16 protein-coding genes are annotated in these 17,395 nt (G+C 65.6%); 8 read left to right on the forward strand and 8 right to left on the reverse strand.

Annotated elements, in window-relative coordinates:
- The first annotated feature begins 2 nt into the window (after nt 1-2).
- From GRX03_RS11505 to GRX03_RS11515, 3 genes are all read left to right on the forward strand, one after another.
- Nucleotides 3-1,910: a type II/IV secretion system ATPase subunit gene (locus GRX03_RS11505; RefSeq protein ID WP_159764354.1), complete on the forward strand. Its 1,908-nt coding sequence runs from the start codon at nt 3-5 to the stop codon at nt 1,908-1,910.
- Nucleotides 1,907-3,619, forward strand: a complete 1,713-nt coding sequence (locus GRX03_RS11510) for a type II secretion system F family protein (RefSeq protein ID WP_201289227.1) — start codon at nt 1,907-1,909, stop codon at nt 3,617-3,619. Before GRX03_RS11505 ends, GRX03_RS11510 begins: the two co-directional genes overlap by 4 nt.
- Before the next feature lie 68 nt (nt 3,620-3,687).
- The gene (locus GRX03_RS11515; RefSeq protein ID WP_159764355.1) at nt 3,688-4,830 is read left to right on the forward strand and encodes a CBS domain-containing protein; all 1,143 of its coding nucleotides are present in this window, start codon (nt 3,688-3,690) and stop codon (nt 4,828-4,830) included.
- Between the two features lie 7 nt (nt 4,831-4,837).
- On the opposite strand, the gene GRX03_RS11520 is transcribed toward GRX03_RS11515, so the two are convergent.
- On the reverse strand, nt 4,838-5,560 hold the full coding sequence (locus tag GRX03_RS11520) for a fumarylacetoacetate hydrolase family protein (protein ID WP_159764356.1): 723 nt from the start codon (nt 5,558-5,560) through the stop codon (nt 4,838-4,840).
- A gap of 271 nt (nt 5,561-5,831) precedes the next feature.
- Here GRX03_RS11520 and GRX03_RS11525 point away from each other — a divergent pair, with 271 nt between their 5' ends.
- Nucleotides 5,832-7,157, forward strand: a complete 1,326-nt coding sequence (locus tag GRX03_RS11525) for an ATP-binding protein (protein ID WP_159764357.1) — start codon at nt 5,832-5,834, stop codon at nt 7,155-7,157.
- Nucleotides 7,158-7,228: 71 nt separating this feature from the next.
- Nucleotides 7,229-8,110 (forward strand): MBL fold metallo-hydrolase, encoded by an 882-nt coding sequence (locus GRX03_RS11530; protein ID WP_159764358.1) that lies wholly within the window; start codon nt 7,229-7,231, stop codon nt 8,108-8,110.
- On the opposite strand, the gene GRX03_RS11535 is transcribed toward GRX03_RS11530, so the two are convergent.
- The 5 genes from GRX03_RS11535 to GRX03_RS11555 form a co-directional block, all read right to left on the reverse strand.
- Complete coding sequence (locus GRX03_RS11535; protein WP_159764359.1) at nt 8,105-9,856, reverse strand: ATP-binding protein; 1,752 nt, start codon at nt 9,854-9,856, stop codon at nt 8,105-8,107. The two genes, GRX03_RS11530 and GRX03_RS11535, sit on opposite strands and share 6 nt — an antisense overlap.
- A 93-nt stretch (nt 9,857-9,949) precedes the next feature.
- On the reverse strand, nt 9,950-10,393 hold the full coding sequence (locus GRX03_RS11540; protein WP_159764360.1) for a TIGR00725 family protein: 444 nt from the start codon (nt 10,391-10,393) through the stop codon (nt 9,950-9,952).
- Nucleotides 10,394-10,452: 59 nt separating this feature from the next.
- Nucleotides 10,453-11,241, reverse strand: coding sequence for a mechanosensitive ion channel domain-containing protein (locus GRX03_RS11545; RefSeq protein WP_159764361.1), 789 nt, complete (start codon nt 11,239-11,241; stop codon nt 10,453-10,455).
- Between the two features lies 1 nt (nt 11,242).
- Entirely contained in the window at nt 11,243-12,052 is an 810-nt protein-coding gene (dacZ, locus tag GRX03_RS11550) for a diadenylate cyclase DacZ (protein ID WP_159764362.1), read from the reverse strand.
- A gap of 63 nt (nt 12,053-12,115) precedes the next feature.
- Nucleotides 12,116-13,087, reverse strand: coding sequence for a methyltransferase domain-containing protein (locus GRX03_RS11555; RefSeq protein WP_368278360.1), 972 nt, complete (start codon nt 13,085-13,087; stop codon nt 12,116-12,118).
- Between the two features lie 169 nt (nt 13,088-13,256).
- On the opposite strand from GRX03_RS11555, the gene GRX03_RS11560 reads away from it, so the two are divergent.
- Nucleotides 13,257-13,817: a TATA-box-binding protein gene (locus tag GRX03_RS11560; protein ID WP_159764363.1), complete on the forward strand. Its 561-nt coding sequence runs from the start codon at nt 13,257-13,259 to the stop codon at nt 13,815-13,817.
- Nucleotides 13,818-13,930: 113 nt separating this feature from the next.
- Nucleotides 13,931-14,266 carry a hypothetical protein gene (locus tag GRX03_RS11565; protein WP_159764364.1) on the forward strand — a complete coding sequence of 112 codons (336 nt, stop codon included), beginning with the start codon at nt 13,931-13,933 and terminating at the stop codon, nt 14,264-14,266.
- 7 nt (nt 14,267-14,273) lie between these two features.
- On the opposite strand, the gene GRX03_RS11570 is transcribed toward GRX03_RS11565, so the two are convergent.
- Nucleotides 14,274-15,401, reverse strand: a complete 1,128-nt coding sequence (locus GRX03_RS11570; protein ID WP_159764365.1) for a DNA-methyltransferase — start codon at nt 15,399-15,401, stop codon at nt 14,274-14,276.
- 1 nt (nt 15,402) lies between these two features.
- Nucleotides 15,403-16,248 (reverse strand): ATP phosphoribosyltransferase, encoded by an 846-nt coding sequence (hisG, locus tag GRX03_RS11575; RefSeq protein WP_159764366.1) that lies wholly within the window; start codon nt 16,246-16,248, stop codon nt 15,403-15,405.
- An 87-nt stretch (nt 16,249-16,335) separates the two neighbouring features.
- Here hisG and GRX03_RS11580 point away from each other — a divergent pair, with 87 nt between their 5' ends.
- Entirely contained in the window at nt 16,336-17,364 is a 1,029-nt protein-coding gene (locus tag GRX03_RS11580; RefSeq protein WP_159764367.1) for a type II CAAX endopeptidase family protein, read from the forward strand.
- Nucleotides 17,365-17,395 lie beyond the last annotated feature (31 nt).

A 17,395-nucleotide genomic window follows, 5' to 3' on the forward strand; every position in this document is an offset into this window, starting at 1 on the left:
CCATGTCGCTGCACGGTCGTCTTCCGGACGCACTCGCGTCGCTGCTCAGTGACGACACAGATCAACAGCCGTGCGGCTGTGAGCCGTCCTTCGAGGGGGAAACCCTGATTGTCGACGCCTCGGCCTGCGACCGGGACGGGCGGCTGGCCGACAGCCCCGACTGCCGGCAGACCGTTATCGGCCGACTCGTCGACCGCGACGCAGAGGCCGTCAAAGTCGAACGCCGCGGGGTCGTTCGAGCGTACGAGGACAAGTCGGCCGCCCTGCTCGCCGCGGCCGGACGGTTCGCCGAGGCGACGGAGTTTCACGACGAACGGCTCGCTGCCCGGGCGCTCCGTGACCCACTCGCGGCCGCCCACGAAGCGACCGGACGGGCCGACGCGGTCCGGGATATCGCCGCGGAAACGGGGCTTGCCGAACTCGCTGCCAACGCCGCTGATTACGAGACGGTACTCGCTCCGGCGGTTGGTCCGACGGTGAGTCACTGGCGCGTGTGCACCACTCCGCCGCCCGATACACAGTTACGGGATGTCTGCGAACTCGATACCGGCGCGACAGTGCGACGATACGAGCAGCCGACCGGTGTCGACCGGTACTTCCTCTGGCCCGCCGAGCGCGACCTCTCGGCTGAGGGATACGATCTGCTGGCGACGGCCTACGACCGCCTCGCCAGCGGAGCCTTCGAGGGCGAACAGCGCGCCCCGGGCCGGGCGGTCCGTGCCGTCGCTGAGGACGAGGCGTACGCCGAGACAGTTTCCGTCGAGCGGATCAGCGGCATTCTCCGAAAACACACCCGCGGGTTCGGTCTCCTCGAAGACCTCTTTGCCGACCCGGAGGTTTCGGACGCCTTCGTCACCGCCCCGGCCCCGTCGAACCAGGTGCGCGTCACCGTCGACGGCGAGACCTGTCGAACGAACGTCCGCCTCACGGCCGAAGGCGTCGAGGCGCTCTCCTCGCGGTTCCGTCGGGAGAGCGGTCGCGCGTTCTCGCGGGCCGATCCAACGCTCGACGCGACGGCGACCGTCGCAGACCGGCAGATGCGCGTCGCCGGCGTCACGGAACCGCCGAGCGACGGCACGGCCTTCGCCTTCCGGGCGCAGGACGACGCGGTCTGGACGCTGCCCGCGCTCGTCGGAAACGGGACGCTCTCTGCCACGGCAGCAGCGCTGCTCTCGGTCGCGGTCGAACGCGGTGCCGCGGTGCTGGTCGCCGGGCCGCGCGGGGCGGGGAAGACGACGCTACTCGGCGCCCTGCTCTGGGAACTCCCACCAGACGTGCGAACCGTCGCTATCGAGGACACACCGGAGCTACCGGTCGAACCGTTACAGGAGGCCGGACGGGATATCCAGCCCCTGCTGGCCAGCGCCGACGGTGACGAACTCTCGCCGGCCGGGGCGTTACGAACAGCCTTGCGACTCGGGGACGGAGCCATCGCAGTCGGAGAGGTTCGTGGCGAGGAAGCGGGGGTTCTCTACGAGGCGATGCGCGTCGGTGCGAACAGCGAGGCGGTTCTGGGGACGATTCACGGCGACGGCGGCCAGGCCGTCTACGAGCGCGTCGTCGAGGATCTGGGCGTCTCGCCGTCCTCCTTCGGTGTGACCGACCTGATCGTCACCTGTGAGATCACCGCCGACAGCACTCGCCGCGTCAGCGCGGTCGAGGAGGTCACGACTGGCACGGCGCCGGCTTTCGAGACGCTGTTCGAGCGGAGCGGCGCGGGCCTCGATCCGACCGGACGGATCGAGCGGGGCAACAGCACGGCGGTCGACGACCTCCGCGCGGCCGGGGAACCCTATGCCGACCTCCGCGAACGACTCAAACGCCGGGAGCGACTCCTGCAATCGCTGGCCGACGCCGGTGGGACCGACGTGGGCGCAGTCGTCGACTCCCACGGGGAGCGAGAGCGATGAGCGGCACTCACATTATCAGGCTCCTCGAAGCGACGGCGGCGCTGTATCCGTGGCGTGCCGAGCCGAGTACGGAACTCCGACTGGCGCTCGATTTTCTCGGCCGCCCCGTCGACCCTGCCGCGGTAGTCGAGGCCGGGTACGTCGCCGGTCTCGTTGTCGGTTTCTCCCTCTCGCTCTCTGCCGTCGTCGTCCCGCCACAGTTTCGAGCCGTGGCCGTCCTCGCGGCCGTGACGGTCGGTCTGCTGACGACGCACACGGTCCAGTCCGCGCCGCGCCTGCTGGCGACCGCCCGCCGGACGGCCGCACTCGGGGCCGCACCGGATCTCGTCGCCCGGACCGTCCTCAGCATGCGGCTCTCGCCGACTCCCGAGCGAGCCGCGGATTTCGCCGCCCGGACCGGCAGCGGAGTCCTCGCCGCGAGTCTCGCGGATCACGTCCGCCAGAGCCGACACACCGGCCTCGCCGGGTTCGTCAGTTTCGGTGACGCGTGGGCCGACCTCTTCCCCTCCCTGCGTCGGTCGGTCGCACTCGTCTCCGCGGCCGGTAACGCGACCGACCGCGACCGCGAGCGCCTGCTCGACCGGGCACTGACGGTCGTGATGGAAGGGACGCGGGACCAGATGGAATCGTTCGGCGCGTGGGTCCGGACTCCCGTGACGGCGCTGTACGCATTCGGCGTGTTGCTCCCGACCGCCCTCGTTGCGCTGCTGCCGGCAGGCAGTGCGGTCGGCGTCGCGGTGACGCCGCTGACCGTCGTTACACTCTACGATATCGCGCTCCCCGGAGTGCTGCTCGGTGCCTCGGCGTGGCTGCTCGCCAACCGACCCGTCGCCTTCCCCCCGCCAGCGATCACGACCGACCACGACGGTGTCCCCGACAGACGCCGCCTGGCCGTCGCCGTCTCCCTCGGCGTCGCGGTCTGTGCTGGCGTCGCCGCGGGGTGGGTCACACCGCTGTGGGGCCGAGTCGTCGCTGCGTCCGGATTCGGGGTCGGTGTCGGTCTGTGGCTGTACTACCGCCCGGTCGTCAGCCAGTACGAACACATTCGACGTATCGAGCGGTCGCTGCCCGACGCGCTGACACTGGTCGGTCGTCGGGTCGCCAACGGACGAGCGGTCGAGACCGCGATCGAACACACTGGCGAGGAACTGGACGACGAGATCGGCGCGGTCTTTCGCGCCGGATCTCTCCGACACCGTCAACTGCAGATCGGCGTCGAAGAGGCGTTCCTGGGCCGCAACGGCGTCCTCGAAGCCGTGCCGAGCCCCCGGGTCCGCGGCAGCGTCGCGCTGCTCGCGCTGGCGGCCGAGGCCGGTCGCCCCGCCGGGACGGCACTGCTGGCGCTGGGCGATCACGTCGAGGATCTCCAGGCAATCGAGCGCGAGGCCAAGCGAGGACTCACCCACGTCTGCCAGACACTCAAGACGACCGGGATGCTTTTCGGGCCGCTCGTTGCGGGTGCGACGGTCGCCCTCGCGGAGGGGATCGGCGGCGAGGAGTTTCTGGCCGAGCAGACGCAGTCGCTGGTCTGGCTCGGCGGTCCCGTCGGGGTGTACGCGTTGCTGCTCGCAGTCGTGCTGACCGGGCTGGCGACCGGACTGACTCGGGGGCTGGATCGCGAACTGCTGGGGTATCAGATCGGCCGCGGGCTGGTCTGCGCGACCGGCGCATATCTGATTGCGTATCTCCTCGTCGGACGGTTGTTGTGATTTTGCTGTCGTGGGAGCGAGACTAACTTTGATTATGCCACGCGTCGAACTTCGATGTGGAGATTACGATGGATATTGCTGACATAGCCACTCCCGATTACGCCGAGATTGACGCGGACGAACGCCTCGGGAAGGTCCGCTCGATGTTCGAGGAAGACAGACCGAAAGGGATCGTGGTCACGGAAGACGGTGACTATACGGGGATTATCAACCAGAAACAGCTGATTCAGTCACACATTCAGGACGGGGCGAAGGTCCGGGGGCTGGTCAGATCCGCGCCCAAGGTCCGGCGGACCGACGACGTGCGTGAGGTGGCACGAGTGCTGGTCGAAAGCGGCGCGAAGATCGCGCCGGTGTTCGAGGGAGAGACGCTCTGGGGAATCGTCAGCGAGGAGGCGATCCTCGAAGCGGTGCTCGACAACCTCGATACGCTCGACGTCGCGGACATCTACACGGCCGAGGTCGTGACAGTCGACGACGACACCCAGATTGGTCGCTGCATCAACCTGCTCCGGGAGAACAGTATCTCCCGACTTCCCGTCCTCGACGAAGACGGCCGACTCACCGGGATGGTCACGACCCACGACATCGCCGACTTCGCGGTCCGAGATATGGAGCGCCAGCAGAAAGGCGACCGATCGGGCGATATCGACCGCGTCCTCGACATCCCGGTCTACGATATCATGTCCAGCCCCGTCGCGACGACGACGACCGGTGCCACGGTCAAATCCGCCGTCGAGCAGATGCTCGACAACGACTACGCCGGGCTGGTCGTCACGCCCGACGATGACGACGAGACGGTCGCGGGAATCGTGACGAAAACCGACGTGCTCCGGGCACTGACGTACACGGAGGAGGATCACATGGACGTTCAGATCACGAACATCAAACTGCTGGACACCCTCTCCCGCGAGGAGATCCGCGAGGAGATCCAGCAGACCGCGGACAAGTACCAGGACATGCAGGTCCAGCACGCTCACGTCCGCTTCCACAAACACAAGGAGAAACTCCGCGGTACCCCGCTGATCCAGTGTCAGGTCCGCCTGCGGACCAACAAGGGACAGGTCGCCGGCTCCGGCGAAGGCTACGGTGCCGACACGGCCTTCAACGTCGCTTTGGATAAACTCGAACGGCGCGTCCTCGAACTGAAAGGCGTCCGCGCCGACGAGGAGTACCGCGGACAGTTGCTGCGCAAACTCGGCGAGCTGTAGTCGGGAGCTACTCGGGGTCGACGACCGTATTTTTCAGCCGACCGATCCCCTCGTACCAGATTTCGATATCGTCTCCGGGTTCGAGCAGCCCCGGGTTCGCCGGGCTCCCGAACGAGATCACGTCGCCCGGCCGGAAGGTGTACCGCTCGGAGAGGAAGGCGACCGTCTCGTAAGGATCGAAGATCATCCACTCCGTCGTCGCGTCCTGGCGCTTCTCGCCGGAGATGTGCGTCTCGATTTTGCTGTCCCGGGGGTCGAGGTCGGTCTCGATGACCGGCCCCAGCGGCGCGGAGCCGTCGAATGCCTTCCGGGCGGTTCGTCGCTCCTGATCCAGGGCGTCGAGGTCGTTCAGAATCGTCCAGCCCCGGAGAACCTCCCGCACCTCGTCCTCGCCGTCGAGGTCCGTACACTCCTCGTCGATGACGGCGGCGAGTTCGCCGGCGTATGTCAGTTCCTCGGTCCACTCCGGGTATTCGATCGGCTGTTCGGGCGGATGCAGCGAGACGGCCGGCTTGATGAACCAGTCCGGCGTGTCCGGGATGTCGTAGTCCATCTGGTCGATTTTCTCCGCGAAGTTTCGACCGACGCAGTAGAACGTCCCCGGTTCGCAGGGCGCTCGCAGCGTCGCGTCCTCGCCAATCTCGTACTGTTCACCTTCCACCGTCACCGTTCCGTCGTCGTATTCGCCGGTGAGGATGCCGTCGTCAGTCTCGATGCGCGCCAGTTTCATGCCCGGTCGTTTCTCGCGGCGGCTTACAACAGTTTCGAGGTGGGACGCCACAGAGAGTGGTCGTTCGACTGAGTCCACGACAGATCGAAGCGGGATCGGACCCGGACTCGCAACTATTTGATGGATTGTAGATCCTCACGGCTGTGAGCCGCGGATTGGGTGGTGCGACCGTTCGACTCAAGCGGTGTCTCGGGTCGTCGTCGGTCCTGTGACTCGTCTCTGAGCGGCGCTTCGAGGCACTTATTTGGCTTGCGGCGCTACCTTTGTGAGAATGAAGGACCCGGAACTCGCTGTCGTCGAGTTCGTTCTGACGACGACCGTCTACAACGAGACAGATACTCTCGATGCCGACGATCTGCCCGCGGCCTACCGCGGCCCGTTCTGGAGTGACGGCCGGATCGAGCGCCCGCTCTCGCCGACGGTCGGCGGCGCACAGAGCGCGACCGGCGTCGATCAGCCGTGGGACGCTATCTCCGGACTGATGTTCACCGATTACGACGACTTCTCCGGCACGCTCTCGTTTACCGACCGGGAGATGGCCGAACAGTGGTATCTCGACCGGGCCGACGACGACCGGATCGAGGCCAACCCCGTCCTCGCCAAGCACTTCTCCGACGGCCGCAACGTCTCCTACGAACGGGCCAGCGAGCGGAACCGCCCGGCCCGGGCGGACCGGGAGTTCATCGACTCGCTGCTCGAGGAGTACTTCGACGACGAGGAAGAGGAGGAGATGCTGGATCTGGTCGACATCCGCGCTCCCGAAGAGATCGAACAGACCCTGGACGAAATCGTGTTGACGAGCGAACAGGAAGGCGAGATCCAGAAAATCGTCAAGGCCATCGAACACCGCGAGTATCTGGCCAGCATCGGACTCCGTGAGATCGGAAAACTGCTGTTCGTCGGCCCGCCGGGAACCGGCAAGACCAGCGTCGCGCGGGCGCTCGCGAGCAAACTCGGGCTCCCCTTCGTCGAGGTCAAACTCTCGATGATCACCAGCCAGTATCTCGGCGAGACCGCGAAAAACGTCGAGAAGACCTTCGAGGTCGCCAAGCGCCTCTCGCCGTGTATCCTCTTCATCGACGAGTTCGACTTCGTCGCCAAGACCCGATCCAGCGACGAACACGCCGCGATCAAACGCGCCGTCAACACGCTGTTAAAGAGCATCGACGAGGTCAGTCTCATCCAGGACGAGGTGCTTCTGATCGGCGCGACGAACCACCCCGACCAGCTCGACGCGGCGGCGTGGCGGCGGTTCGACGAGATTGTCAACTTCCCGAAACCGGACCACAGCATGCGCGCCGGGATCCTCGAAATCGTCACCGAGCAGATGGAGATCGTCGACTTCTCGGCGGACGAACTGGCCGAACTCACGGAGGGGCTCACCGGCAGCGACCTCCGACTGGTGCTCCGGGAAGCGGTCCTCGAAGCGCTCACCGAGGAGCGGACGACGCTCACCCAACAGGATCTCATCGACGCCGTCGAGGAGTTCGAGGAGCGAGACACGCTGAAAAATCTCGACATGATCGAGGGCGACCACGACACGCTCGTCGCCGGCGGCGGCGGGTTCGACGGCGACCACGACCACAGCCACGACTGATCCCTCCCCGCGCCGACCCGCCCGCCGTATCCACCGACTTTTTGTCCGTCGTTGCCGTATCACTGCTGACGATGCAGGTCACGTTGCTCGGGACCGGCGACACGACTGGGACGCCGACGGTCGGCTGTGACTGCGATACCTGCCAGGCCGCACGCGACCCCGAGGAGGGGGTCCTCCAGCGTGCCCGCGAGCAGGGCGCGACCATCACCGCTGGCGGCGGTGTCGAGCGGACTCGCTTCTCCGTCCACGTCCACAACGAGCGCACCGACGAATCGCTGCTGATCGACTTCAGCCCGGACTTCCGCCAGCAGTTCCTCCGCGAGGACGTTCCGCTCCCCGACGAGGCGATCATCACACACATCCACTTCGATCACCTCGACGGCCTCGGCAACTGCTTTCGACTCGTCGACGATCTGACCGTCCACGCGGCCGACGAAACCGACCCGGAGACCGACAAGAGCGTCGCCGAGACCGTCGAGAGTGACTACTACTATCTCGACCAGATCGGCGTCACCCCGCAGACACCGTTCGAACCGTTCGAGACCTGCGGCTTCGAGGTGACGCTGGTCCCGGTCGATCACCCGCCGCTGCTCTGTTACGGACTGGCGGTGGAGGACCCCGAGACCGGCGCGAAGCTCTCGCTGTCGGGCGATACGAGCTACGGACTCTCCGAGCAGTCCCGCGAGGTGCTCTCGGACCCGGATCTGCTGTTAGCCGACGGCATCGTCCCCGCACACCTCTGTGAGTACCACCCGATGGGCGGCACGCACCACGACGACGAGGGCGTCCCCCGGACGTTCGGGACCAAACATATGACTCGCGAAGGGGCGTTGGCGCTCGCGGAGGATCTGAACGCCGAGCAGACGCGGATCGTCCACATCGCACACTACTACCCGGCGGAGGAGGCCTTCGAGCAACCGCTCGCTCTCGACGGCGAACGGTACGACCTATAGCGTCGCCCGGTCCGCTGACTCCGCGACCGGTAGTCTGATTGTGACGGTGGTGCCGTCCTCGCCGGTCTCGAACCGACAGTCCCCGTTCGAGTGTTCGGTCGCGATCTGAATCAGCCACAGTCCCGCCCCGCTCCCGTGATCCAGCGAGGTCTCCTCGCCGCGGTCCAACACGTCCAGTTCGTACTCCGGGATTCCAGGACCGTTATCGCTGATCCTGAGTTCCACGACTCCGTCGATTCGCTCGCCGGTGATCTCCACGTGCGGGCTGGTGTCGTTGTGGACGATTGCGTTCTCGATCACCTCCCGCAGTGCCGCGTCGAACTCGGGGTTGATCGACACCGTCGCGTCGGGCACGTCGACGTCGACGGTCGCACCGGGGTGGCCGTCACGGGCGGTTTCGACCGCTCGGGCGACGAGTTCCCCGAGCGACACCGGTACCGGTTCCGTGCTGTCGATGACGTTTTTGATCGCTCGGGCGGTTTCGCTGGTGTTCAGGAGCACGTTCGTCCGGTCGACGATCCGCTCCGCCTCGGCGGCGGTCCCCTCGTCGCCCTTGTCGGAGATCGACGAGGCGAACCCGCGGATGACGGTGATCTCGTTGCGGAGGTTGTGTCGGAGGACACGTGAGAGCACCTCCTTGAGGATATCGAGGTCCTGTGCGCGCTCGCGCTCGGCGGTCACCTCGCGGAACACGACGAGGTGGCCGGCGGCGTCGGGCCCGGCCGAGAGAGCGGTGCTCGTCACGGTGTAGTAGCTGACACCGCCCTCGGTGACCAGCGCGAACTCCGTCTCGGAGAGAGAGTCGCCGCGGTGAAGCGCCTCGATCACCGGGTGTGACGGATCGAAGTGCCGGCGTCCGTCGAGCACGAGTCCGCCGACCGGAGCGGCCGCGCCCGCGGAGACGCTCTCGGAGGATGTCAGTTCCTCGTCGGTCGAGAAGACCGCCTCCGCACGCTGTCCGATCTCTCGGTCGTCGATACCGAAGGTGTCTCTGGCGGCCCTGTTCGCGTCGGCGACGTGCGTTCGAGCGTCGACGGCGACGACGGGATCGGAGACGTAATCGAACAGCGTCTCCCGGGCGATGGGACTGGTCTGCAAAAACTCGTACCGGAAGAGCGCGATTCCGAGTACCACACAGCCGCCGCTCATGCCCAGCAACGTGAACTCGACGAACGGGTCCGAGTAGAGCCGTTCGAGCAGACCGAACCCGGCCCCGAGCGCCAGTCCGAGCGAGAGCGCCCCCGCCTGTTTTCGGTAGACGCCCTGCGAGCCGAGATACTGGCGGACGAACAGCACGAGTCCCGACACCGCGACGACGACCCGATAGAGGAAGTCGGCGTTTGCTAGCGTGCCGAACGCCTGGCTATCGACCGCGCCGGCGAAGATGCGCCCCACTGGGAGCGCAACCGCAGCGAACGCCAGGACGGCGAGCAGCCACCGTCGGATCAACCAGGTGTGGTTCGTGTACTCGGCGGCGACGTACAGCGTTCCGAGTACCGCGACGTTCACGCTCGCGAGCAACGCGATGTGCAGCACGATTCCGACCGACGCCGAGAGTCCCAGCGGTCCGTCGAGAAACCGGCCGGCCTGGACGATACTCGCTGCGGCCGCCGCGAGACCGGTCACGACCAGCGCCGCCGCTCCGGGCGTCCCCCGGTTGCGCCAGGAGACCGCGGCGACGGCCGCCGGCACCGCCCCGATCAGGGTGTAGACGACCGCGGCGACGAACGGGAGGTGGCTACTCATTGCTCACGTCTGTCTTGCACCCATTCGCGGGCGGAACAGTAAATACCGTCGGATCGCCGGGGGCCGCTCGCTCCGATTCGGCTCGCAGTCCGCTCACCTGAGGGCGGCTTCGACGTACTCGACCGCCGCGTCCGGGGCGTCGACGGCCTCGACGCCGTCGATATCGTGTGTGTCGAGACCGGCGACCGGACGGCCGTAATCCAGCGCCAGACCGAGTTCGGAGAGCGTCCCGGTGCTCCCGTCGATAGCGATCACGGCGTCGCCGTTGAGCACGACCAGGGCGTTTCGGGCGTTTCCCATCCCGGTCGCAATCGGAGTCTCGACGTACCTGTTTGCGGCCGCCCGGTCGGCCCCCGGTAAGATGCCGATCGTGTGTCCGCCGGTCTCTCGGGCGCCGCGGCAGACCGCCTCCATGACGCCGCCCCGACCGCCGCAGACGACCTCGTGGCCGCGCTCTCCGAGCAACCGGCCCACCTCTCGGGCCCGTCTGTACGTCGCCTCGGACACTGACGCACCGCCGATGACACTGACGCGCATACAGTTCCATCGTAGCCGAGGGCGGTAAACCATCCGAGTCGAGCCGACTGCCGCGGCTCTCACCCCCGGATCCGGATGATCCCGGAACGGAAGACCTGCTGGTTCGGGATGATGTACTCCTCGCCGTCGGCCTCGATCCGTGTCACGAACATATCGATCTCCTGAACGATTCCCCGCTTGTCGTCGATGCGGACCTCGTCTCCGATGGTGTACGGCTCGACGAGCAGGAGATAGACGCCCGCCGCGCCGGCGGTGAGAAACTGCTTGAACGCGATGCCGGACAGAAAGACGAGACCGAAGGCGTACGCGGCTAACAGGACGAGCAGGGCGGTCGTTGCGACACCGAGTTGTGCGAGCGCGATCAGCGCCGCGATGTAGTAGATGCTGTACTTGGCGGTGGCACCGATCAGACTCACCTCGGGGAGTTTCACCGACCGGAGCCGCTCCTGGATGATGATCTCCGATTTGTCACCCGCGATCAACCCGACGATGACCGCGAGCACCGCGATGAACAGCCCGGGGAGATTCCGAGTGACCTGCGCCCAAAACAGCTCGAAGTTCAGCAGCCGCGCGACGTTGAACGCGGTAATCGCCGTCAGGACGTAGACGAATATCGCCAGCAGTGTGGCGATGATTCCGCTCGTCGAGGTGCCGAACCGGGCCACCGTCCGCTCGAAGGTCGTCCCCTCGACAGCCTCGTTGATCCCCGTCCGACGAAACAGCGTGTGTGTCCACCGCCAGGTCAGATAGGAGAGCAAGACGCCGGTGAGAAGCAGTACCACCGCCGCGGTGAGAGCGGCTTCCTCCGAGAAGAGACTACGGATCAGTGTTGGCCAGTCGATCTGCATCTCAGTACTCCTCCGGATCGAGTTCGAAGACCAGTTCGCCGGCCTTGAACGCCCGGACCATCCCGTCGCTCTCCGAGAGGACGATCGCGGTCGCGTTCGTGTCCTTGGTGATCGCGCCGGCGGCCATGTGTCGCGCTCCCAGCCCTTTCGGGATGTCGACGCCCTCCGCACCGGGTTCGAGATAACGGTACGCGGAGACGATCTTTCCGCCGTCGGAGATCACGAACGCGCCGTCCAGCCGGGAAAACTCCTTGAGCATGACGTTGACGATCGGATCGCCGACGTGGACGTGAGACTTCTCGAAGGGGTTGTACGACAGCGGCCGGGACTTGTTCATCACTTTCCCGGCGTCACCGACCACGAACAGCGCGCCGACCGGTTTGCCCTTCTGACCCTTCTTCCCGAGTTCGATGGCAACCTCGAACACGTCTCGGACGACGTCGGCGTCGGCCCGGGAGTTGACGAACAGATCGTACAGCCCGGTCTGGGTGAACTGATCGGCCTCGACCCGGATGATCGAGTCGATAGCCGAACTGAACGAACTCGTGAGACAGACGACCTCGTCGGTCTCCTCGATGAGTTCCTGATCCAGTGCGCCCTCGATCCCGAATCTGATTCGGCCGTCGATCTCCTCGAACTGCAGCGGGAGCGAGACGAACTGCTCGGCGTCGACCGCGTTGCTCGTCCCGACGACGACCGTGTTGATCTCGTCGGCATCGAAGCGTTTGAACGTCTCCGAATCTTCCGTAAAAAGCAGTACGGCGTCGATTTCCTCGACGACATCATTCAGCAGGTCGCCCAGCCCGGTCATTGGTGTATCGACTCACCATGTGGGAAAAAACCTTGCGGCAGATCGGTCACGGACGCCTCCGGTTCAGTCCCGGAGCACGACGATGTATCTGGTCAGCGACCGGTGGACCCGGCGGTCGAACACCGCTTCGGTCGTCCAGCCGGCGTTGTGTGCGGGCTGTGCCCACGGCTTGTCCCCGACGACGACACAGCGGGAGGCGACTCGACGGGCCTCACAGAGGGCGTCGTAGACCAGTTCGCCGAGATCACCCTCGATTTTCGACTGGCGGCCGTACGGCGCGTCGAACACAGCGGTGTCGACGGCGTCCTCTCGGAGTGGCAGTCGTCCGGCGTCGCCGCGGATCACCTCGAACCCCTCGTCGACGGCGGCTGCGAGGTTCTCACGGCTCCCCCGGACCATCTTCTCCTGTACGTCGACGCCGATCACGTCTGCCCCCGCGAGCCCGGCCTCGATGAGGATGCCGGCGGTGCCACACATCGGATCAAGCACCGTCGCGCCCGGCCGCGCTCCGGCGATGTTCGCGAGCGCTCGGGCGAGCATCGGGTCCATGCTCCCGGGCTGGAAGAACGGTCGGTCGGTCGGTTTCCGGTCGCCGAACCCGCGTTCGGTCTCGGCGACGAGCCACCCCAGCGCGCAGGTTCCGTTCTCGCCGCCGGAGAACAGCGCCCGGAGTTCGTGATCCGGGTCGTCGAGGTCGATCTCGAACCCGCGCTCGACGAGTTCGGAGCCCAGCGCTCGCTCGACCGCCTGCGTGTCGATGCCCGTCGTCGAGCGCACGTCGACCGCCCGAACCGCGACCGACCCCTCCCGGTCGAGCGTCGCCGTCGAGAGAATCGCCTGCGCGTCTGCCACCGTCGGGACGCCTCGACCGATCAACTCGCTGGCACGATGGGTGAACGCCAACTGCTCGAAGCGGTCCGAGATACCCCGAGCGGTCACCAGCCCCGGTGCGAGTCTGGAGATATCGCTCGCCGCGTGCTCGGCCTCGTAGGCCGCGAACTCGTCGTCCTGGCCGGCGAGTTCGAGAACGTACACGCCTGCACTGACGGCCGAATCGACATCAGCGTATCGGTTGCCGGTGCAGTCGACACGGACACGGGAATATAAACAGAACCTCTCAAAACACGTATGGTTTCTCGGCCGGTTCCCAGTTTGCGGCGTCACGAACCTTTATAAATCTTAAATACGAGGTTTAAGGTGAGACATGGTAGATCCCAAGGAGACCATCAATATCGAAAACGTCGTTGCGTCGACTGGTATCGGCCAGGAGCTTGACCTTCAGAGCGTGGCCATGGACCTGGAGGGCGCGGACTACGATCCCGAGCAGTTCCCGGGGCTCGTGTACCGGACACAGGAGCCGAAATCGGCGGCGCTGATCTTCCGGTCGGGGAAAATCGTCTGTACCGGCGCGAAAAGCACCGACGACGTCCACCAGAGCCTGCGTATCGTCTTCGACAAACTCCGCGAACTGAACATCCAGGTCGAGGACGACCCGGAGATCATCGTCCAGAACATCGTCACGTCGGCGGATCTCGGCCGGAATCTCAACCTGAACGCCATCGCCATCGGCCTCGGCCTCGAAAAGATCGAGTACGAACCCGAGCAGTTCCCGGGACTCGTCTACCGCCTCGAAGACCCCGACGTTGTGGCGCTGCTTTTCGGTTCGGGCAAACTCGTCATCACGGGCGGGAAGGAACCCGACGACGCCAAGGAAGCCGTCGACAAGATCGTCACCCGACTGGAAGAACTGAGCCTGCTCGACTGACGGACCCTCCCTGTGCGGTTCTCTCTACGTTTCTCTGTATCTGAATTTTCAACGGACGACGACCGAACGACCGTCCCCAAAAGTTCTATAATGGCGCAGTTGCCGGTACACGTATGGACGAGATCTGGAACGAGGACGGCGGACTCTCGGAGGAGTTCGCCACCTCGTTCGGGAAGTGGGTCGCCCGGAACAGCGGAGATCTCGACGAGGTGACCGAGTCGAAGATCGTCTGTGAGTTCGACGACATCGGCGTCACTCTGGGAATGTACGAGGAGACCGGCCGCAAGGAGTTCCGCCTGCAGACCCTCCGCGAGGAGATCGAACTCCGGATGGTCACCAAGTACAAACTCGGCAACGAGCGACTCGTCTTGCAGACCGGCCGCGGGAGCCGCCGATTCGTCTTCGACGTGCCCGACGAGGAGTGGACGGTCAAGAAACGCTCCGTCTGATCGGCTCTCACTCGCGTTCGAGTCGATCTACGACGGTCGTCTCCTCGGCGGGTCGGTGTCTGAGGCTGTACTCGGTCGGTGATTCCCCGGCTCGTGTGACACTCTCGACGGCGTACAGCCGCAGTGTCTCCTCCTGGCTGGTCATGACCGGGAAGCCGTAATACTCCGACTCGTAATCGGGTTGGCTTCCGGAGTCGGACCGTTCGCTGACGAACTCCAGATGCCGCTGGAGGCGTTCACCGATCACGTCTCTGGCGATGTCGGGCACGTCCTCGACGCGCTCGGAGAAGCGATCCAGAAAGGCGGGGTCGCGCTCGTAGCCGATCGAGTTCCGCCCCGCGACCATCGCCGCGAGCGTCGTCGTTCCGGTTCCCCAGAATGGGTCTAACACGGTGTCTCCGTAGACGGAGAACATCGAACAGAGCCGGTACGGAATCTCGAAGGGGAAGGCGGCGGCCCGGTCGCGGAGTCCGTCGTCGTCCAGATCCTGCAACCGCCCGCGGACATCCGTCCAGACATCGGTGAACCAGCGGTTGCGCTCCTCCCAGAAGTAAGCGGCCTCGTAGCGCCGATCCGCGCCCGGCTCGAACGACCGTCGACTGCCGTTGCGGAAGACGAGGATGTGTTCGTGTTCGAGGGTGACGTACGCGCTCGGTGGGAGCATTCCGCTGCCCATGAACTTCGCGGCGCTGTTGGTCGGCTTGTGCCAGAGGATATCGGGCATCGGGTCGAACCCGCGGCGCTCGAAGGCGCTGGTGATTCGGCTGTGGTTCGGGTAGACACGGAACTGTCCGCCGACGGTTCGGGTCGCGTCACCGACGTTGAGACAGACGATCCCGCCGGGGGCGACCACCCGCTGGAGTTCGTCCCAGACGGCGTCGAGGACGCCGTGCATCGCCTCGAAGGCCGCTTCGCCCTTTTCGGCGTCGAGATACGACTCGACCTCGGGGGCGAGTTCTCCGAAGAGGTCGTCCCACATCTCGACCATCGGATACGGCGGCGAGGTGACGACCAGATCGACCGCGTTCTCGTCGAGTTCGCTCAGGTCCCGGGCGTCCGCCGCGTGAATTCGGTGGGTCGTCTCCCGGTCGGCGCCTCTCTCGTCCGTTCGTGCTCGGCTGTCGTCCTCGCCCATCTTACTCGACTAACCGTTCGATCTCGGTCACGAGGATGTCGCTGGCACCGACGGCCTTGAGTTCGCTGATCGCCTCGAAGACGGCATCCTCCGCGACGACGGCGTGGACGGCGACCTGCTCTGTCCCGGCGATGTCCATCACCGTCGGCCCGCCCATCCCCGGCAGGACCTCCCTGATCTCCTCGAGTCGCTGCTCCGGCGCGTTGAGCATGAGATACCGCTGATCCTCCGCGGCGAGCACCGAGTCCAGCGCCGTCCGGACCTGTTCGACTTTCGGGTCGTCGAGCACGTCCTCGCGAGCGAACAGCCGAACCGAGGAGCTGAGAATCTCCTCGATCGGTTCGAGACGGTTCATCCGTAGCGTCGTTCCCGTCGAAGTGATGTCTACGATCCCGTCGGCCATGTCGACGTGCGGCGTGAGTTCGGTCGCTCCCGAGACCTCGGTGATGCTCACGTCGACATCGGTCCCCTCGAAGTACCCTTCGGTGATTCGGGGAAACTCGGTCGCGATGGTCCCGCCGTCGAGATCCGACACGTCTTCGATGTCGCCGTCCTCGGGGACGGCGAGGACGATCCGACAGCCACCGTAGTCGAGATCGAGCAGTTCGTGCAACTCCACCGGGGACTCCCGGGCCTGATCGTAGCCCGTGATCCCGAGTTCGGCCGCCCCGTCGGCGACGTACTCCGGAATGTCGGCGCTTCGCGCGAACAGCACACTCACGTCGGGATCGACGGTGTCGGCGTACAGTTTCCGGTCCGCTCCGTTGACGAGGTGGAGGCCGGCCCGTTCGAGTAGCTCCAGGGTCGGCTCGTGAAGACGGCCCTTGTTGGGCACAGCGATACGCATACCGTACCCGTCGGGGGCCCGGGACAACTGTGTTTCGACCCGCGGGAGACAAAGGCTCTTTTTACCGGAGTCCTAATCTGTGGGTACATGAACGAGCCCTCCGGGTCGGACGATTTTTATCACTCGTGTGGAACGCAGATCTACCAGTCGGACAACTACTGTCCGGAGTGCGGCGCGGCGCTCGACGATCACGGCACCCAGTCGGCGGGGCGACCGCCGGAAAACCAGCACCCAGCGCCGCGTGACGGTACGGGCTCGGGTTCCGACTGGGAGAAGCCGTCACGGGAACCCCGGCGAACGGGCCCGGGGGCCCCCGGATCGATGCGCGGCAAGGAGCCGGGCTGGCGACCGATTGCGACCGGCATCGGTCTCGCCGTTCTCAGTATCATCCTGTTGCTGGCGTTCACCCTGCTCTCCGTCCCGCTCGTCGGTCTCCTGCAGTTGTCCACCGGGGCGGCGCTGATCGTCGGCGCGGCCTTCGGACAGTACTTCGGCTTTTTCGGACTCGCAGTCGGCTACCTCCGGCGCACCCGACGGTTCGGGTGGGCGGACATCCGCGAGTACCTGGGTCTCCGCGTCCCCTCGCTCAAGGAGTTGGGGGTGGTGATTCTGGGCTATTTCGGGATCATCGTTCTCGCCATCGTCGTCTCGACCATCATCGCGCTACTCGGGACGGAACCCGCGTCGAACGAGAGCGCGAATCAGTTGACCCAGAGCGCCGGCACCGATCCCGTCCTGATCGCGGGCGTCTTCGCGCTGATGTTTCTCGTCATCGGCCCGTGTGAGGAGATTCTGTACCGCGGCGTCATCCAGAACCGCATCCGGGAACGGTTCGACGTCGTGCCCGGCATCGTCGCCGCGTCGATCATCTTCGCGTCCGTCCACGTGGTCGCGCTCGGATCGACCGATCCGGTCGCCGTCGCGACGACAATCTCGATTCTGTCCGTCACCGCGCTCGTTCTCGGTGCGGTCTACGAGTACACCGGCAACCTCGTCGTGCCGTGGCTGTTGCACTCGCTGCACAACTCGATTCTCATCTCTCTGGCCTTTTTTGGACCACAGCAGGCCGGGTCCGTCCTGTTCGCACCCGTTCGGTTCGTGATCGGCCTGCTGTGAGCGATTCCGCGCCTACTTCTTTTGAGAGGCG

This window comes from Halovenus carboxidivorans (assembly GCF_009831575.1).
Classification (GTDB): Archaea; Halobacteriota; Halobacteria; order Halobacteriales; family Haloarculaceae; genus Halovenus; species Halovenus carboxidivorans.